Genomic DNA, 19,369 nt, shown 5'->3' with positions numbered 1-19,369 from the left:
TATTACCCCAAGTGGTTAGAGTGATTTTGGTTCAATAAACGATCACGAAAGGGTACAGCAACGTGAAGCGTTTGAGAATCTATTTGCTGAAATGAAATAAAACGAATCGCTTTCGGGGGAACCGGATCATATCCAGAGCCACCCCACGGATGACAACGGCAAATACGCTGAGTAGCCAGCCACACACCACGTACAGCTCCATGTGTATGGACTGCTTCCAAGGAATATTGAGAACATGTTGGAATATAACGACAGCGTGGTCCCAATAAAGGACTAATCGCAATCTGATAGAAACGTATTAACCAATGCAGTAAACGTACCATTGGCCATCTCTACTTTTGTGGGGAGGATGATGCTATTTTGGAATGCTTTTTGGCAAGACGGTTGAGTTTCTGCCAGGCAAATTGTAATTGCTGATGCAACTCTGCGTTCGGTACCGCTTCTATACCTACTTTAGGCATAACCACAATATCCAAATCATCTAGTTGCTGTTGATGCAGGCGAAAACTTTCGCGAGCAAGTCGTTTTACTCGATTTCGTTCGTGCGCACGGCGCACTTTTTTCTTAGCAACAACTAAACCCAAACGACTGTTTGGCAGTTCGGAATGTTTTGCAAGAAAAAGGAAATGGGGTTGATGCACTTTAAAAAGCGCACCATCAAAGACTCCTTTATAATCTGCAGCACAGCGTAAACGAAGCTCTGTACCAAAACTATAAAGTGTAGTCATAACACCCAAAATCGGCAAAGCCTAACTGATTAAACAGTTAAGCTGTGACGACCTTTTGCACGACGGCGAGCTAGAACTTGACGACCAGCTTTAGTAGCCATACGAGCACGGAAACCATGAACGCGTTTACGCTTTAATTCAGATGGTTGGAATGTACGTTTCATATTGAAACTCCAAAAATGATCTTTCTATAAAGGTCCGCGATTTTAGTGCTCATTGCTTGAGCTGTCAATGCAAAAGCCATTTTCTTTTCAAATAAGACTGGAATCAAAATGTAAATAGGGATTAAAAAAATTGTATTCAAATACCTATATATAAGTTAACCACAATATAACCATTTGTTTTAAAATCAAATATAAGTTATTAACACTTATATCAACATAGTTATCCACAACTTATGTGAAATCTAAATTGAACTCCTGGGTTTTGAATTTAAATTTAAACTTTTCTCAGTTATCCACAAAAGAACCAAATCTTATAAATAAATTCAAATTTATAAATTTAAATTTATTATTATTAGGCCGGGTTTTTTCTGTGGAAAAGGTAATTTTTTATTAAATAAACAAAAACTTAGTTTGTGGATAAAACTGTTTTTATTAATTTTATACTTTGTGGATAACTTTGTGCTATATTTTATCCACAGCTTGCGGATAAACTTATCCACACCAGCTTTTTAAATTTAAATTTATCCACCATGACTGCTTTTTGCGCAAAATCTGTGGAAATTGCCATGACAGATGTGGATAACTTGGTTAGAATGGCGACCCGCTTTGGTCGCGGTCAGCTTTTTTTTGATTAACAATGGAATGAATAGGGGATTCACATGCTTTGGACAGACTGCTTAAATCGCTTGCGACAAGAGCTCTCTGGAAATGTCTTTACAATGTGGATTCGCCCATTGGTTGCAGAAGAGCTGGACGATACCCTGCGTCTGTATGCACCTAATCCGTATTGGACGCGCTACATTCAAGAGCATCATCTGGAACTGATTTCGATTTTGGCCGAACAGCTATCTGAAGGTCGCGTACGTAAAGTTGAAATTCTGGTGGATTCCCGCCCAGGTGCAATTTTATCTGCCAGTGAACAGCCAGCGACGACAACAGCGGCTTTGGAATCTGCACCTGTGGTTGCGCCAGCACCGCGTCCTAAGAAAGAAAAAGAAGATTCAGGCAAAAATAGCCGTAAACGTCAGCTTAACCCTTTATTTACCTTCTCGTTATTTGTTGAAGGCCGTTCTAACCAGATGGCGGCTGAAACCTGTCGTAAGGTGTTAACCCAACTCGGTGCTTCGCAGCATAACCCGCTATTTTTATATGGCCCGACTGGTCTGGGTAAAACCCACTTGATGCAGGCAGTCGGGAATGCATTATTGCAGGCAAAACCCAATGCCCGCGTGATGTATATGACTGCAGAAAGCTTTGTACAGGATTTTGTCAGTTCCTTGCAACAGGGCAAGGTTGAAGAGTTTAAGAAAAACTGCCGTTCACTGGATCTTTTGCTAGTCGATGATATTCATTTGCTCGCAGGTAAAGAAGCCAGTCTGGTAGAGTTCTTCTATACCTTTAACGCGCTATTGGATGAATCGAAGCAAATTATCCTCACCTCGGATCGTTACCCTAAAGAATTGACCGAACTGGATCCACGTCTGGTTTCACGTTTTTCCTGGGGACTTTCTGTAGGTGTGGAACCACCCGATATCGAAACCCGAATTGAAATCTTGCTGAAAAAAGCCGAAAACACCGGTGTAGATTTACCACGTAACTGTGCGCTATTTATCGCCCAACAAGTGGTGGCGAACGTCCGTGAACTTGAAGGTGCGCTAAACAAAGTGGTGGCTATCTCGCGTTTTAAAGGAACGCCGATTGATCTGGATGTGGTACGTGAGTCTTTGAAAGATGTCCTCGCAATTCGTGCCCGGACCATCAGCACTGAAAATATCCAGCGTGTCGTGAGTGAATATTTTCGCATTCCGCTTAAAGAGCTAGTGGGTCCAAAACGTACTCGTATTTATGCCCGTCCACGTCAGCTTGCAATGGGTCTGGCACGTGAACTGACCGGAGATAGTTTCCCGGAAATTGGTATGGCTTTTGGCGGTCGAGATCACAGTACAGTCATGCATGCCTGCGAAAAAGTACAGAGCTTGCGTGAAGAAGATCCGATCTTCAATGAGGACTATAAAAACCTGCAACGCCTGTTGCAGAGTTGACCTAAAACGCTCAAATTCTGTTCTTGCTATGCGGCCTGTTTTGCCGCATAGTTAACTGCTAAAAATTCAACTTTTATCTTATTAATCTTCAGCTTTAGAGGAATGTACCGTGCGTTTAAAAATCGCGAAAGAAAGCTTACTGAATGTTCTCTCACATGTCGTAGGAGCGGTTGAACGTCGCCATACCTTAAATATTCTTTCAAACCTGAAAATCCAGGTGACTGCTGAAGCTTTGACCGTCACTGGTTCGGATCTTGAAGTAGAACTGGTGGCCAGCACACAGTTGGCTGAAGGTGCATGCTTGCAAGCGGGTGAAACCACTGTTCCAGCACGTAAGCTGATTGATATCTGTAAATCTCTGCCATCAGCAGCCCTGATTGATCTGCAAATTACCGATGACCAGCGTTGTATCCTGAAATCTGGAAATAGTCGTTTTGTGCTCGGTACTTTGCCTGCGGATGACTATCCATTATTGAATACTGAAAATACTCAAGGCACACAAGTCACTGTGACTCAGCGCGAATTAAAACGTCTGTTTGAAAAAACGGCTTTCGCCATGGCAGTGCAGGACGTACGTTTTTACCTGACTGGTACTTTACTTGAAATTGACGCTAATCAGCTTCGTGCGGTAACGACAGATGGTCATCGTCTGGCATTGTGTGAAACAGCAGCCCAATCGACAGCAACTCAACCGATTCAAGCCATTGTTCCACGTAAGGCAGTCGCTGAACTGCAACGTTTATTAAGCGTTGAAGATGAACAACTCTTGTTGTTGATTGGTCGTGAATTATTGAATGTAACCATTCGTATGGCCAGCCGTGATAAAGAACAGGCTGATATCACAGTTCGTTTCACCACGAAACTGATTGATGGTAAATTCCCGGACTACCGCCGTGTAATTCCACGTGGCGGCGACAAGAATGTGATTATTGCGCATGACGTGTTTAAGCAATCCTTACAACGTGTGGCTATTCTAAGTAATGAAAAACTGCGTGGCGTATTCCTGAACTTTAATGCCGGTTCATTACAACTTCGTGCCAATAACCCAGAACAGGATGAGGCGATTGAAGATCTGGCGATCCAGTATGCAGATGCACCACTGGAAATGTCATTCAATGCGCAATACCTGATTGAAGTGCTAGGTGTACTGGACGGTGAAGATGTATCCATGACCATGACTGAAGCGAATCAGTCTGTGCTGGTTCAGGATCCATCTCATACCGATCAGACCTATGTCGTGATGCCAATGCGTGTCTAAGCGACAGCTAAGCTAAGCCAACGCCATGCATATTACGCGTCTTCATATTGAACGTGTACGAAACTTAAAAACGGTTGCACTCCAGGGATTGCAACCGTTTAATGTTTTTTATGGCCAAAATGGTTCGGGCAAGACTTCAGTACTGGAAGCTATTCATTTACTGGCCACAGGACGTTCCTTTCGTACCCATATCCCGAAAAATTACATTCAGCATGGCGCCTCGGATGCGATTGTGTTCGCCCAATCGGAAACTGAAAAAGTCGGCATGCAAAAAATGGCCAGCGGGGAACAGCTGATCAAGGTCAATGGCGATGCGATTGCAACCCAAGGTCAGCTTGCCAAGATGTTACCCTTACAAATGCTTGATCCGCAGAGTACCGATATTATCGATCATGGTGCCAAACCACGTCGTCAGCTTTTGGACTGGTTAATGTTCCACGTGGAACCAGAGTTTTATCATGCCTGGCAATATTATTCACGAGCCCTAAAACAGCGGAACAGTCTGCTTAAATCCAAACGTTTTCTAAGTTTGTCTGATCTGGAAGCGTGGAACCAGATGCTGAGCGAATATGGTGAGATTTTGCACTCCCAACGTGTCGGCATCATGGAACAGTGGAAGCCATTTTTTGAGGATGAACTCAAACATCTATTACCGGATCTGGAGATTTCTCTGGAATACAGTCCCGGCTTTCACAGTGAACATGGCCTGCTAAATGACCTATCCAATCATCATGACAAAGATGTAGAACGGCGCTATACCGAATATGGTCCACATCGCGCAGATTTGCGTCTCAAGACCCCTTTGGGGGATGCCGATGTGATCTTATCTCGCGGACAAAAAAAGCTTTTAATGATGGCACTTAAACTGTCGCAAATCGCAATGCTGCATTCTTGTAATAAGGAAACTGTGGTATTATTAGATGATGTGACAGCAGAATTAGATTTAACCGCACAACAACGTTTAATTGAGCGATTGAGCCAGCTTGGTAGTCAAGTTTTTATTACCACTTTAGACCATGAATCAGTACAAAAGCACCTACATGATCTGTCTATCTCATATCAGTTATTCAATGTTGAAAACGGTACAGTTCAAGTTGTTGTGCAATAGTTTTTAAATTTTTACCTATCTTTGGATAAACCTATCTTTCACTAGGGAGAAACCATGAGTTCAGAAGATCAAGCTGCTTCTCAAACAGAACAAACCACTGAAAAAGCTTATGATTCCTCTAGCATCAAGGTATTACGTGGTTTAGACGCAGTACGTAAGCGTCCAGGCATGTACATTGGTGATACAGACGATGGTACCGGCTTACACCATATGGTCTTCGAGGTCGTAGATAACTCGATTGATGAGGCGCTGGCAGGTCACTGTGATGAAATTTTGGTGACTATTCATGAAGATGAATCAGTTTCAGTATCAGATAATGGCCGTGGTATTCCGACTGACATTCACCCTGAAGAAGGCGTGTCTGCTGCAGAAGTGATTTTAACCATTCTGCATGCGGGCGGTAAGTTTGATGATAACAGCTATAAAGTCTCTGGTGGTCTGCACGGTGTAGGTGTATCCGTAGTAAATGCGTTATCAGAAAAATTGGAACTAACCATTCATCGCGCCGGTAAAATCCATGAACAGGAATATCGTCATGGTGATCCACAATTCCCTTTAAAAATGGTGGGCGAGACCGATAAGACCGGTACTCGCGTGCGTTTCTGGCCAAGTGCTGAAACCTTTAGTCAGACCATTTTTAATGTCGACATCCTGGCCCGTCGTTTACGTGAACTGTCCTTCCTGAATGCAGGTGTACGAATCGTATTACGTGACGAACGTATCAATGCCGAATACATTTTTGATTATGAAGGCGGTTTGGCTGAGTTTGTTAAGTACATTAACCAAGGTAAAACCCACCTGAATGATATTTTTCATTTCACCACTCAGGCAGAAAATGGCATTGGTGTAGAAGTTGCACTGCAATGGAATGATTCTTATCAGGAAAATGTACGCTGCTTTACCAACAACATCCCGCAAAAGGATGGCGGTACTCACTTAGCCGGTTTCCGTGCAGCACTGACCCGTGGTTTAAATAACTACATGGACAGTGAAAATATCCTGAAAAAAGAAAAAGTTGTGGTTTCAGGGGATGATGCGCGTGAGGGTTTGACTGCCATTGTGTCAGTAAAAGTACCTGATCCGAAATTCTCTTCACAAACCAAAGAAAAACTGGTGTCGAGTGAAGTGAAATCTGCCGTTGAGCAGTCCATGAACAAGGCATTCTCTGAATATCTGTTAGAGAATCCACAAGCGGCTAAATCAATTGCTGGCAAGATCATTGATGCAGCGCGTGCCCGTGATGCAGCGCGTAAAGCACGTGAAATGACCCGTCGTAAGAGCGCACTCGATATCGCCGGCCTTCCAGGTAAACTGGCGGATTGCCAAGAGAAAGATCCAGCTTTATCTGAACTGTACCTGGTCGAAGGTGACTCTGCGGGCGGTTCTGCAAAACAGGGCCGTAACCGTAAGATGCAGGCAATTCTGCCGCTAAAAGGTAAGATCCTGAACGTGGAACGTGCCCGTTTTGACCGTATGATTTCTTCTGCAGAAGTGGGTACGCTGATTACGGCACTCGGCTGTGGTATTGGTCGTGAAGAATATAACCCGGACAAGCTGCGTTATCACAAAATCATCATCATGACCGATGCTGACGTGGATGGTTCACACATTCGTACATTGCTGCTGACTTTCTTCTTCCGTCAAATGCCGGAACTAGTGGAACGCGGTCATATTTATATTGCACAGCCGCCGCTGTACAAGCTGAAAAAAGGCAAACAGGAACAGTACATCAAGGACAATGATGCGCTGGAAACTTACCTGATTTCGAATGCGATTGATGAGCTGGAACTGCATATCAGTGCCGATGCCCCTGCGATTCGTGGGGAAGCTCTGGCCAATGTGATTACCGATTATCAAACTTCACAGAAGAGTCTGGCACGTTTAACTGTACGTTATCCTGCAAGCTTGCTGGATGCTTTGATTTCACTAGAAGCATTCAAGCTGGATCAGCTGGAAGATAAAGCTTATGTAGAAACTTGGGGGGAAGACCTGCGTGCTGCGATTGAAAAAATCCAGCCAAGTTTACGCCCTGAACTAAGTCTAGAACGTTTTGAAAAAGACGTTGATGGCCAGATCGTAGAAAGCTGGTTGCCACGAATTACGATTTATGTGCATAACCTGCCGCATCATTACCTGCTAGATGCCAGCCTGCTCAGCTCAAGTGAATATGCGCGTTTACTGAAAAACTCGAAAAGCTGGTTCACGTTGCTTGAAGAGGGTGCTTATTTACAGAAAGGTGAGCGCAAGATTCAGGTCAGCAGTTTCCATCAGGTTTGGCAGCACATTCTGCAAGACTCTCGCCGCGGCATGATGATCCAGCGTTATAAAGGTCTGGGTGAGATGAACGCAGACCAGCTGTGGGAAACCACGATGGATCCGGAAAACCGTAACATGCTACAAGTGACGGTGCAGGATGCAATTGAAGCAGACCGCATGTTCTCTTGTCTGATGGGAGATGATGTAGAACCACGTCGTGCCTTTATTGAAGAAAATGCCTTGAATGCCGATATTGATACCTAATCTATCGGAATAAATCGAAACGAAAAAGCGCCTTTTAAGGTGCTTTTTTTACGTAAATTTTCTATTAATACCAGATGAACTGTTTAGAATAATTTTAATCTAAGCAGTTTTTAGACCAATGATCCGCTGATATTAGGTTTCAAAAAAGCCTGGTTCAGGAGAATCAAGTCTTATTTATAAAGAGGTTTATCCATGGATAGCCAGCTTGAAGAAATACGTGAGATCTGGGCAAATGCATTCTACAGTGGCGACTATGATCTGCTGCGCCACTATGAACATCAGGACTTTCAGGTGATTTTTGAACAGGAAGGCCGTGTAGAAGGAAGTTATCTGCGTTATGACCGGATTGCTCATGCGGTACAAAACGGCGTATGGAAACCGTTGAAGCCAGATATAGAATATGAAGAATACGAGTACAATGAAGATCAAACCGAATGCCGGATCTTGATTGGACTGGAAAATAATAAACAGTGTCTTCAGGAGATCTGGAAGCTAGAGGATGAATGGAAAATTACAGAACTTAGATTTTTGAAATCCTAAACTTTCAATGATTTATTAAGTTACTTCGAAATTTTTTAAAAATATTTGAATACTGTTGTTTTAAATCTTGCTTAAACCCTGATCAATCGTGTGGATAACTACAAAGTTATCCATATTTTTTATGTGAATAAGATAGTATTTATCCACAAGTCATATTGTGTTTCTTGTTTTTCATTTTTTAAATTCAAATTTACTTTCTATATATTGTGGATAAGTATTTTTAAATTTAAAATAGGGTTTTGAATTTAAAAGACTAGTTGGAGCCATATCTTCTCTGTTTTTGAAATTGACCAGTTCAGGTGATTTTTTATCTGTTTTTAATGGAAAAATTATATAAATAACTTAAAAATTAATAGCTTATATTAGTGTTGTAGATTTAATTAACAATCAGCGTGGAACATATTTTAATTATAAAAATCTTCACTGTAGTTAAACTACATAATTAATTTAATAATCAAGTGAAATTTCATTTTTTTCAATGAATCATAGGGTTATAGATTTTTCTAACTTTTACTCCTATGGTTTAATGCTTTTTTAAGTTTAGTCATCACATGACCTAGAGCCAGTTTATTTAATAACCAGGCAATAGATCTGAACTTTTAAAACTAAAAATAGAAAAAATACGATTTATGAAATAAGTGTAAAAATAAAAAAAAGCGCCTAACGGCGCTTTCTATTTTTTTAATCATTCTATTTATGGGGTCAGAATAATCTTGCGGCAGTCTTCTTCACGTTTATCAAAAATACGGTAGCCTTCAGCAGCTTCTTCCAGTTTCATGCGATGGGTGATAATCACTTCTGGAGACAGCTGGCCATTTTCTACATATTCAAGTAATTGTGGCAGGAATTTATGCACATGGGTCTGCCCCATTTTAAAGGTCAGTCCTTTATCGAAGGCATCACCAAACAGGAAGCCATGAATTGGGCCAGCATATACACCTGGCACACTCACCACGCCACCACGGCGTACTGCCGCAATACATTGACGTAGGGCAAAGCCGCTCGAACCTTCAATTTTTAGATTCGTCATCACCGTTTCAAGTAAACTGCCTTTGGCCTCGAAACCAATCGCATCAATGACGGCATCAACACCACGATGACCGGCAGTATTCTGAATAATATATTCAGCTGCATCGACTTCATCAAAATTCACTGGAATTGCACCATAAGTCTGATGGGCGAAACGCAGGCGGTAAGAGTGGTGATCGACTATAAAGATTTGCTCTGCGCCCAGCATACGTGCGCAGGCAGCCGACAGTAAACCAACCGGGCCAGCACCATATATCGCAACACTGGAACCGCGAGTGACCTGGGCATTGGTTACAGCCTGCCATGCAGTAGGCAAGATATCGGTAAGGAACAGGACTTTTTCATCCGGTAATGACCCCGGTACTTTAAATGGGCCTACATTACCTTTGGGTACACGGACATATTCCGCCTGTCCACCTGGTACACCGCCATATAAATGGCTATAACCAAATAGAGCTGCACCTGGTGGAATCTGTTTTTTATTGATAATTGCACCACGGCCAGTATTGGTATTCTCACAGGCAGCCATCAGTTCATGTTCACAGAAAAAGCAGTGACCACATGCAATCACGAAAGGAATAATTACCCGGTCACCTTTTTTCACTTCTGTGACTTCAGGACCAACTTCTTCTACAATTCCCATAAATTCATGGCCAAAAATATCGCCATCTTCAGTGGCCGGAATTTTACCCCGGTATAGATGCAGATCTGAGCCACAGATGGCAGTCGCTGTCACCCTTAAAATGACGTCATCTGGTTCCTGAATCACTGGATCTGGAACGGATTCAACTCGTACATCCCGAGCACCATGATAGGTAAGAGCACGCATACGGATTTCCTCTCTCTAGTTCAACATTAAACAGACTCGTATCAAGGCTGCCAAAAATAAAAACACTTTTATTAGAGCCTTATGCACTAAGAAATCGCTGTAAATTAATGTATGAAATAAGACATCCGAGTGTTTAAAAAATAAACTTATATAGGATTTGCGTAATTCACTACAAAATATGTCAAAAATGGTTTCGATGAAGAAATCAGGGAAAAGATGGAGAGAGCAATATATAAAAAGTATAAAAAAAGAGATTAGCTCCAGTTGTAGCTAATCTCCAAGATTTGAATCAAGGTTTAAAACTTAACCTTCCTGAAAAGATTGCTCCAAACTTTCCAGCTCCATCATCAGTTCTAGCATTTGCTCTTCGGCAGTTTCCAGTTTCTGTTTCAGTTCAGTCTGCTCGTTCATGAGTTTCAGCAAGTCATCTTTACGTGCAGCTTCATATAAAGCGCTATCTGCCAGCAATTCTTCAATTTCTGCCAGACGTGGCTGTAGTTTGTCGATTTGAGCTTCACATTTTTCAATATTCTTGCGAATCGGACGAGTCTGCTCACGACGCTGGGCGGCCAGTTTACGCTGTGCTTCCTTATCTACTTTGGCTACAACTACAGGTTTAGTTTCTGTTTCTACTACCTGTCCTTTGGCTAAGGCATTCTGCGCATTAATCTGCTGTTGACGTGCTTCACGTAACCATTTGGCATAGTCCTGTAGATCTCCTTCAAATTCGGTACAACGTCCGGCATGCACTAACAGCAATTCATCACATACTGTCGCAATCAATTGACGTTCATGCGAAACCAGTACCACCGCACCTTCAAAATCCTGCAAAGCCATAGTCAGGGCATGGCGCATATCCAGGTCCAGATGGTTAGTCGGTTCATCGAGAATCAGTACATTTGGACGCTGCCAAACAATTAAAGCCAAAGCCAAACGTGCACGTTCCCCCCCAGAGAAACTCTCACATGGGGTATCCATGCGCTCACCGCTAAAACCGAAACTGCCGAGGAAAGAACGTAAAGAAGCTTCACTGATTTTTGGATCGGCGATGCGCGCCAGTTGTAGCGTTGGGCTGGCATTAGCGTCCAAAGCATCCATCTGGTGCTGAGCAAAATAGCCAATATTGAGTAATTCTGAGGCCTTGCGTTGACCATTTAATAACGGCAAATCTCCGACTAAGGTTTTGATCAGGGTTGATTTACCCGCACCATTCATCCCCAATAAACCGATGCGTGAATTTGGAGTGATTTGCAGATTAATTTTGCTGGCAATCGATTTATCGCCATAACCAATTTCCGCCTGTTCCAAGGCCAGAAGTGGTGAACTCATTTTGGTCGGTTCACGGAAACTGAAGGTAAAAGGTGTATCGACATGAGCAGGGGCGAGATCCTGCATGCGCTCCAGCATTTTAATCCGACTTTGGGCCTGACGTGCTTTGGTCGCTTTGGCTTTGAAACGGTCAATAAATTTTTGTAGATGTGCCCGGGCTTCCTGCTGTTTCTCAAAGGCCTGTTGCTGTTGCGCCAGACGTTCACTACGGGTCACTTCAAAAGTTGAATAATTGCCGGTATAGAGGGTGAGTTCCTGATTTTCGATATGCAGAATATGATCCGTCACGGCATCCAGAAAATCACGGTCATGCGAAATTAGCACTAAAGTGCCTTCATACGCCTTTAACCAATCTTCGAGCCACAAGATCGCATCCAGATCCAAGTGGTTGGTTGGCTCATCGAGTAATAGCAGGTCGGAACGGCTCATCAGGGTACGGGCCAAATTCAGTCGCATCCGCCAACCGCCTGAAAAACTGGAAACATCCAGACGGATCTGATGATCCATAAAGCCCAGACCGGCCATTAACTGAGCTGCTTTTGATGGTGCAGAATAGCCATGAATCTCGTCGAAACGGCCATGTAGCTGTGCCAGTTCTGCATCGGACAGCTGTTCTGGATGCGCAAGTTTGGCCTGTATATCCCAATACTCTTCATCGCCTGACAGAACAAAATCAATGGCAGGCATATCTAGTGCTTTAATTTCCTGAGCCATATGCGCTACGGTCCACACGGATGGACGGGTTAGTGAACCTTCATCTGCACTGAGCTCACCTAAAAGAGCCGCAAACAGGGTTGATTTTCCTGCGCCATTCACGCCGGTTAAACCAATTTTCCAGCCGGGATGAAGCTGCATGGAGGCTTTTTGAAATAACACTCGCCCACCACGGCGTAACGAAAGTTGGTCTAACTGAATCATTGAACTTACTAACAAGAGCAAAAGAGAATGCCGCTATTCTAATGGAAAGCCGGAAGAAAACAAAAAATCTTCGTTGCAGCTTATCCTGTTCAGGCTTTAAAAATTTATAGATTCATATATGATGAACTATATTTTGATTAAATACTCTATTTTTTTTAAAAACCGAAAGATAGAGCCATCAAGGTTCATAATAATATTGAGTAGAATAAAAATGAAAAATAGATTTTTAATTTTATCCGCACTGGGCCTATGGGCTTCAAGTGCACATGCTGCCCCAGTCAATGTCTGTGTATTTGATTTACTGGGAAAATCGGGTGAATCCTTCAAGCTGCTGGAAGAGTGGGCATTGGCCAGCAAGCAGTGGGGGGCTACGGTTCAATTGATTGCTTATCAGGATGAAGCTAAAGTCGATCAGGATGCCAAAGCCGGAAAATGCGATGGCTTCTATATGACGTCCATGCGTGCGCGAGCTTATAACAAATTTGCCGGCTCCATTGATGCGATTGGCGGCGTTCCTAATAATGACATTGCCATGAAAGCGGTGAGTTATGTGCTGGATAAACGTAATACCAAGCGCATGACCACCCAGATTGGCAAGGAAAAATTTGAAGTAGCCGGTATTGGCCAGATTGGTCCTGCTTATATCTTTGTCCGTGATCGTAATATGGATAAGTTAGAACATATTAAAGGCAAGAAGTTTGCGGTTCTACATTATGACTATGCCCAAACGATTATGGTGAACCGGGTAGAAGCCGTACCGGTGAATTCGGAAATTTCCAATTTCATCCGTAAATTTAATCAGGGTGAAGTGGATATTGTGGCAGCGCCCGCTTATGCCTTTAAACCTCTTGAAGTAACTAAAGGGCTGGGGCAGAAAGGAGCCATGATCAACTTTCCGGTGGTAAATGTCACGGCAGATCTGATTATTCGACCGGATAAATTTCCGGAACAGTTTGCAGCCAATTCCCGACAATGGTTTGTTAAGCAGTTACCCCGCAGCTTCGCGATGGTAAAACGGATGGAAGCAGAAATCCCACGTAAATATATTCTGAACCTGAGTCGTGAGGAACAGGTCAGTTATCAGAAAATTCTGCGTGAAGGACGCATGGATTTAACCAAACAGGGCATTTATGACGCTGGCATGATGACAGTATTAAAACGGGCACGTTGTACTGTGGAAAGAACTAATTTCGAATGCTCAATCAGTGGTGAATAGTTTTAAAATCATGTATATCTTTGTAACTACAGCGAATGAAATGTAATTCAAAGTAGCCAAGTTTAAATATTAAGAGACTGATATATTTATAAAAAAATCGGATAAAGGAAATTAAGAAAAGCTGATTTATCTTTATAGGCCAAAAAACGGCTTTTATCTGGAGTAAATGCTCTATTTTTTTGAAATAAATTTGCTTAATATTTGACGCGTGTACGGACACTCAGCTAACAACAAGATTTCAAAGGATAACTAAAATGAAAAAAACACTCTTATCATTGGCTGCATTTTCTGCATTTGGTTTTGCAGGTGTGGCACATGCAGAAAAGGTCGATATCTGTGTGTTTGACCTACTTGGTAAATCTGGCGAGTCTTTCCAGATGGCTCAGGAATGGGCGCTGGCAGCAAAAGGCTGGGGCGCAGATATCAATCTGATCGCCCGTCAGGATGAAGCCGTCGCTGACAATGACTTTAAGGCTGGCAAATGTGATGGTGTATTCATGACCGCCATGCGTGCCCGTCAATACAACAAGTTTGCCGGTTCAATCGATGCCTTAGGTGGTGCTCCAAGTAATGCCATTGCACAGCGTGCGATTAGCTTCGCTTTGGATAAGCGTAATGCCGCTAAAATGGTCACGACCATGGGCGGTAAAAAATATGAGGTGGCCGGGATTGCACCACTGGGTTCAGCTTTTATCTTTGTGCGTGACAAAAACATCAACTCCATTGAAAAAGCGGCAGGCAAGAAGTTTGCTGTTCTTGGCTATGATGATGCGCAAAAAATCATGGTTCAACGTGTAGGTGCTCAGGCTGTAGTGTCTGATGTATCTAACTTCGTAGCCAAGTTTAATAATGGTCAGGTCGATATGGTGGGTGCACCGGCATATGCGTACAAGCCACTCGAAATCTATAAAGGTTTGGGCAATAGCGGTGCGATGTTTAATTTCCCGGTACTGCATGTCACTTCTGACTTTGTGATTCGTCCGGAAAAATTCCCGGCTGGTTTCGGCCAGAAGTCTCGTGACTGGTTCATTAAAAACCTGCCTAAGAGCATGGCGATGATCAACCGTCTGGAAGCCGGTATTCCAGCGAAATATAAGCTGAATCTGAGTGCAGAAGATAAAACCAAGTACCAGAAGTTATTACGTGAAGGGCGTATGGATATGACCAAGCGTGGAATCTATGATGCCAGCATGATGTCGGTACTGAAACGTGCGCGTTGCTCTGTCGATAAAGCCAACTTTGAATGTTCACTTTCTGGCGAATAATTTGATTTTTAAGGAAAAAAGCTTAGATTTATCTAAGCTTTTTTTATATTAAACAAAGTCAGATCTGCCATTGCAGATCATAGCAAAGCAGTTAAGCTGATTAAAAATAATGCTTTCATGTTTGGTATAAAAAACAATAACATGTAGCACTTAAAGCAGATAACAAAAACAAGGCAATCAAGGAAAGCAAAATGATGCAGAGAGGATGGAAAGCCCTGGCTGTAGGTGCAGCACTCGCGGCAGTCTCAGGCCTGGCTCAGGCTAAACAGGTAGTATGTGTATTCGATCTGGTCGGCAAAAATGGCGACGTCTATGCTGTAATGAAAGACTATCAACTGGCCGCAAAAAACTGGGGTGCTGATATCGAGCTTAGGGTAAATACCAATGAAGCTGTCGTCGCAGAAGATTTTAAAGCTGGTAAATGTGATGGGATCAGTGTTACCGGTATGCGCGGCCGTCAGTTCAACCGCTTTACCGGTTCACTCGATGCGATTGGCGCGATTCCAGATTTGAACCTTGCAGTTAAAGTGATGCAAGGCCTGGCGAGTCCGACCTTTGCCAAGCTCATGGTTCAAGGCAAGTATGAAGTCGCAGGGGTGATTCCGGTAGGTGATGCCTTCCGGATGGTCAATGACCGGAGCATTAATACGGTTGCGAAAGCAGCAGGTAAAAAATTTGCTGTACTTGACTATGATGAAGCACAAAAAATAATGGTTCAGCAAGTGGGTGCACAGGCAGTCAGCGCCGATGTGACCAACTTTGGCTCTAAATTTAACAATGGTCAGGTCGATATTATTGGCGCGCCAGCTGCTGTATTTAAACCACTCGAGCTGCATAAAGGTTTGGGCAGTAAGGGCGCCATTGTGAATTATCCGGTGTTGCAGGTCACTGGTAATATCATTATTCGTCCGGATAAATTCCCGGTCGGATATGGACAAAAATCACGTGAATGGGTGAAAAGCCAGTTACCACGTGCTTTTGGAATTTTAGGTAAAATGAAGGCAGATATTCCCTCTAAATACTGGATGGATATTCCTGAGGCAGATAAACCGGGTTACCAAAAGCTGATGCGTGATTCGCGGATTGATCTGACCAAACGGGGTATTTATGACAAACGCATGATGAAGTTGCTCTGGCAATTCCGCTGCAAGCAGAATCCGAAAAACTTCGAATGTGCATTACAGGATGAGAACTATAAACAATCCTGATAAAATTACTCTGATTTGACTTTTAATCTGTACAGACTGACCATATATTGAGTGTGTTATACTTGAAATATGGTCTTTTCTTTTTAAAGACATTCCATTCAACAGAGGAATCCGCCATGAATGCTCAAGCGCTTGTGCTCACCGACAATGCCGCAAATAAAGTACGCCAGTTGCGTGACAGTGAAGGTAACCAAGACTTAATGCTCCGTGTGTATGTCACCGGTGGCGGCTGTTCAGGTTTCTCTTATGGCTTTAACTTTGCGGAAAGCCAAAATGAAGATGATGCAGAATTCGTCAATGGCGATGTCAAAATGCTGGTCGATTCTCTNNACGACCTGTGGTTGTGGATCTTCATTCTCGATCTAATACATATCAAGTTGAATAAAAAAGTCCTCGTATGAGGACTTTTTTATATCTGAAGAAAGCTTAGCTTTCTAATTTGACTGCTTCAAGCAGGTCAAAAATCACTGTAGTGACATCCTGACTCAGTTCGCGGTTATTAAATATCTCGTAGGCTGTAATAGTAATGTCCGTATCGCTCGGCAATAGACGCTGTTCCTCTTCAATCAAGTCATTGATCGGCAATAAGGTTTGTTTCACTTGCAGATGCAAAATATCCTTAAATTCAAGATTTTCATCATCTAGCTCGATCAGCTGTTCATTGAAATAAGGCAGCAAAATTGAATGAAGATAAGGTTGAATATCCTCGATATCAAAGATCTCGATATCACGGGTTTCATCAATCGTACTAATGTGGTCATTTACTTCAATTAAAATATGGTAGTAACTCACATGAATCTCCAAGAAAGTTGGCCTAAGACGTCCTACTGTTCTTCACAATAACATGAAATGAAACCGGGTTGTATTTTTACTAGCCTAAACACATAAATAATTTAGGGAATTAAAACCTGAATTTTATCGGGTATATAACAGGGTCTTGTCTGCTGGACGCAGTTTGAAATCTTGCAGATTCTGTTCACCCAATACTGGATACATCAAGGCTTCCGGATCATTATGATGATAGAGACCCAAGGCATGGCCCAGCTCATGTGCCAAAGTTAAACGTAAATCATCTTTGGCATCAAACTGATAAATCTGGATCTTATCTCCCATAAAAATACCCTTATGAAACTGGCGTGGGGGAAAGCGCTGCTGGGCCTGCTGAATATTTCGCTGATGACTTTGCACACTGTTTTGATGAACAGAAACTTGCTGGTTAAATGAGGATAGCTGTTCCTGAAGATAGGCATATTCGCGTTTAAAATTTTCCAGTTTAGGCTTGAGCATTTCCATCTCATACTGAAGCTGTTCACGCTCGGTAGATGAGCTGGCCTGTTGACGGCGTTGCAATAGGGTTTGAAATTCAAATTCCAGCTGACTTTTTTGCTGAATCAGTCGTTGCTGCTGATCTTCTAGATTTTTCTGCGAAACTTGCAGATTGCTGACTTCACGCTGATATCTGGCTTCATCGGCAAGTAACTTTTTTTCGACCTTTTTAAAGGCTTCATAGTCCTGTTGGCGTTGATCATAGATCAGTTGAATAGCCAGCTGAGCATTCTCATCATAAACCATCAGATCATCACGATTGGTTCCTTCATGCCAGATCTGAATTGCTTCCTGACTTAATTGAATGACTTCATCACGGGTCAGGCCAAAACCCGGATCGACCTGATCAATCCGGAAACGTAGGCGCGTATCAAAAGGATGGGTTAAACGATCAGCCAGTGAATTAAATTTTAATTGTGGATGGGTCTTGGTTTGTAGATGCAAAAACAATGACACAATGAAAACGACAATCCCCAGAAAGCTTAAAAGACGCATAGTGTTTTTTAAAATATTGTTTGGCTCAATGTAGCTAAAAAAACAGCAAAATCCTAGCGTCAGAGCGATAAAGACCGTGCTTATGCACGGTTCTGCTCAGGTTAGATTATGATTTTTTACCTTTCCACTGCTCAACCTGTCTTGGCATATTGGAATGATAAATAAAACCAAGGCCTATACCATTCAATAAGAAGATCATAAATTCAATTAAATATTTCAGGTTATAGGAATGTCTGGTTTGGTGATTAAAGGCATACAGCGTGATTTCAGATTTAAAGATCTGGAAAATAATATAGCTCAGAAGTCCAATACCTAAAATGATAAAACCTTTTCCGGAAGGATAGCGCTGAGGTACAGCCAGGATCAGCAACACAATGATGGCAATCAGAAAGCCTAAGGAAAAAGAAGCTTCAATTCCGAAGGTTTGCAGGTAATTAAAAGGCGCTAGTACCACATTCGGCGGTAAGATCAGAAGCAGATTACCCATCGGGTAGAGCAGCATGATCGCAAGCCCGGAAGCCAGAAGAAAAAGCTTAATAAAATTCTGCATACGTTTTTATTTTTAAGTTATTTATTTCATTATAGTTTAATTAAAAAAGATTCTATTGCCTATGCATTGAGCAAAAAAAAGACCGCATAAAATGCGGTCTTTTTCTCAAAGTGACAAATTATTTTTTGTCATCTTTTACTTCAGTGAATTCAGCATCAACTACGCCGTCATCTGCTTTTTGAGCTTGACCTTCGCCGCCTTGGAATGCATTAGGATCGAAACCTTGTGCACCGCCTTGGCCTTGAGCTGCTTCATAAGCACGTTGGGTGATCGGCATAATAATATTTTGCAATGCTTCAGTTTTCGCTTTGATTGCTTCAACATCATTTTCTTTCGTAGATGCTTCTAACTCGGAAACCGCAGTTTCGATTGCAGTTTTTTCGTCAGCAGTCACTTGTTCGCCAAGATCTTTTACTGCTTTTTGAGCAGAAGAAACTAGCGCATCCGCTTCGTTACGTGCTTTTGCAAGCTCTTCAAACTTACGGTCTTCTTCAGCATTCGCTTCAGCATCTCTGATCATTGCTTCGATTTCAGCATCAGACAAACCTGAGTTTGCTTTGATCTGAATCGATTGCTCTTTACCAGTGCTCTTATCTTTCGCAGATACTTTCAAGATACCATCCGCGTTGATGTCGAACGATACTTCAATTTGTGGCACACCACGTGGAGCAGGTGGGATGTCGCCTAACTGGAAGTTACCCAACAATTTGTTTTGTTGAGCCATTTTACGTTCACCTTGGTAAACTGAAATATCTACAGCAGGCTGGTTGTCCGCAGCAGTTGAGAACACTTGAGATTTCTTCGCAGGAATCGTCGTGTTTTTCTCAATGATTGGAGTCAATAC

17 protein-coding genes and 1 pseudogene are annotated in these 19,369 nt (G+C 42.6%); 9 read left to right on the top strand and 9 right to left on the bottom strand.

The genetic code is table 11. The features are described 5' to 3' along the window. Positions 1-2: 2 nt before the first annotated feature. The 3 genes from yidD to rpmH are packed head-to-tail and all read right to left on the bottom strand — an operon-like array spanning position 3 to position 892. The gene (yidD, locus tag B3J29_RS11190; protein ID WP_004780345.1) at positions 3-323 is read right to left on the bottom strand and encodes a membrane protein insertion efficiency factor YidD; all 321 of its coding nucleotides are present in this window, start codon (positions 321-323) and stop codon (positions 3-5) included. Between the two features lie 9 nt (positions 324-332). After that, the gene (gene rnpA, locus B3J29_RS11185) at positions 333-728 is read right to left on the bottom strand and encodes a ribonuclease P protein component (protein WP_034706193.1); all 396 of its coding nucleotides are present in this window, start codon (positions 726-728) and stop codon (positions 333-335) included. A gap of 29 nt (positions 729-757) precedes the next feature. Next, positions 758-892, bottom strand: coding sequence for a 50S ribosomal protein L34 (gene rpmH / locus B3J29_RS11180; RefSeq protein ID WP_000831329.1), 135 nt, complete (start codon positions 890-892; stop codon positions 758-760). Positions 893-1,551: 659 nt separating this feature from the next. Here rpmH and dnaA point away from each other — a divergent pair. The 5 genes from dnaA to B3J29_RS11155 all read left to right on the top strand — a co-directional run bounded on the left by dnaA (position 1,552) and on the right by B3J29_RS11155 (position 8,360). Then, positions 1,552-2,934 carry a chromosomal replication initiator protein DnaA gene (dnaA, locus tag B3J29_RS11175; protein ID WP_004780349.1) on the top strand — a complete coding sequence of 461 codons (1,383 nt, stop codon included), beginning with the start codon at positions 1,552-1,554 and terminating at the stop codon, positions 2,932-2,934. 109 nt (positions 2,935-3,043) lie between these two features. Further along, entirely contained in the window at positions 3,044-4,192 is a 1,149-nt protein-coding gene (gene dnaN / locus B3J29_RS11170) for a DNA polymerase III subunit beta (RefSeq protein WP_005233130.1), read from the top strand. Positions 4,193-4,217: 25 nt separating this feature from the next. Further along, on the top strand, positions 4,218-5,300 hold the full coding sequence (recF, locus tag B3J29_RS11165; RefSeq protein ID WP_175966510.1) for a DNA replication/repair protein RecF: 1,083 nt from the start codon (positions 4,218-4,220) through the stop codon (positions 5,298-5,300). Positions 5,301-5,354: 54 nt separating this feature from the next. After that, a complete protein-coding gene (gyrB, locus tag B3J29_RS11160) occupies positions 5,355-7,820 on the top strand; it encodes a DNA topoisomerase (ATP-hydrolyzing) subunit B (protein WP_005233132.1) in 2,466 nt (821 codons plus the stop codon). Between the two features lie 192 nt (positions 7,821-8,012). After that, the gene (locus B3J29_RS11155) at positions 8,013-8,360 is read left to right on the top strand and encodes a hypothetical protein (protein ID WP_175966508.1); all 348 of its coding nucleotides are present in this window, start codon (positions 8,013-8,015) and stop codon (positions 8,358-8,360) included. Between the two features lie 694 nt (positions 8,361-9,054). On the opposite strand, the gene B3J29_RS11150 is transcribed toward B3J29_RS11155, so the two are convergent. Both B3J29_RS11150 and B3J29_RS11145 read right to left on the bottom strand, forming a co-directional pair. Next, positions 9,055-10,218 carry a zinc-dependent alcohol dehydrogenase gene (locus B3J29_RS11150; RefSeq protein ID WP_005233133.1) on the bottom strand — a complete coding sequence of 388 codons (1,164 nt, stop codon included), beginning with the start codon at positions 10,216-10,218 and terminating at the stop codon, positions 9,055-9,057. 303 nt (positions 10,219-10,521) lie between these two features. Next, on the bottom strand, positions 10,522-12,465 hold the full coding sequence (locus tag B3J29_RS11145; protein ID WP_175966505.1) for an ATP-binding cassette domain-containing protein: 1,944 nt from the start codon (positions 12,463-12,465) through the stop codon (positions 10,522-10,524). A 211-nt stretch (positions 12,466-12,676) separates the two neighbouring features. On the opposite strand from B3J29_RS11145, the gene B3J29_RS11140 reads away from it, so the two are divergent. The 4 genes and pseudogenes from B3J29_RS11140 to B3J29_RS11125 form a co-directional block, all read left to right on the top strand. Next, complete coding sequence (locus B3J29_RS11140; RefSeq protein ID WP_175966503.1) at positions 12,677-13,681, top strand: putative solute-binding protein; 1,005 nt, start codon at positions 12,677-12,679, stop codon at positions 13,679-13,681. Positions 13,682-13,935: 254 nt separating this feature from the next. After that, positions 13,936-14,946: a putative solute-binding protein gene (locus tag B3J29_RS11135; RefSeq protein WP_004780360.1), complete on the top strand. Its 1,011-nt coding sequence runs from the start codon at positions 13,936-13,938 to the stop codon at positions 14,944-14,946. Positions 14,947-15,140: 194 nt separating this feature from the next. Beyond that, the gene (locus B3J29_RS11130) at positions 15,141-16,154 is read left to right on the top strand and encodes a putative solute-binding protein (protein WP_175968152.1); all 1,014 of its coding nucleotides are present in this window, start codon (positions 15,141-15,143) and stop codon (positions 16,152-16,154) included. 116 nt (positions 16,155-16,270) lie between these two features. After that, positions 16,271-16,522 (top strand): annotated as a pseudogene (locus tag B3J29_RS11125) (iron-sulfur cluster assembly accessory protein); the annotation flags it as partial. Between the two features lie 58 nt (positions 16,523-16,580). On the opposite strand, the gene B3J29_RS11120 reads toward B3J29_RS11125, so the two are convergent. The 4 genes from B3J29_RS11120 to B3J29_RS11105 form a co-directional block, all read right to left on the bottom strand. Further along, positions 16,581-16,958 (bottom strand): hypothetical protein, encoded by a 378-nt coding sequence (locus B3J29_RS11120; RefSeq protein WP_162835342.1) that lies wholly within the window; start codon positions 16,956-16,958, stop codon positions 16,581-16,583. Between the two features lie 111 nt (positions 16,959-17,069). Further along, positions 17,070-17,975: a matrixin family metalloprotease gene (locus B3J29_RS11115; RefSeq protein ID WP_334103533.1), complete on the bottom strand. Its 906-nt coding sequence runs from the start codon at positions 17,973-17,975 to the stop codon at positions 17,070-17,072. 106 nt (positions 17,976-18,081) lie between these two features. After that, positions 18,082-18,477, bottom strand: a complete 396-nt coding sequence (locus tag B3J29_RS11110; protein ID WP_228127210.1) for a hypothetical protein — start codon at positions 18,475-18,477, stop codon at positions 18,082-18,084. 166 nt (positions 18,478-18,643) lie between these two features. Continuing rightward, the coding region (locus B3J29_RS11105; RefSeq protein WP_286965502.1) for an Hsp70 family protein at positions 18,644-19,369 on the bottom strand (726 nt) is incomplete at its 5' end.

Source organism: Acinetobacter sp. UBA5984, from assembly GCF_002429925.1.
Lineage (GTDB): Bacteria > Pseudomonadota > Gammaproteobacteria > Pseudomonadales > Moraxellaceae > Acinetobacter > Acinetobacter variabilis.
Note: the sequence above shows the minus strand (reverse complement) of the source record. Positions and strands in the feature narration are given on the sequence as shown.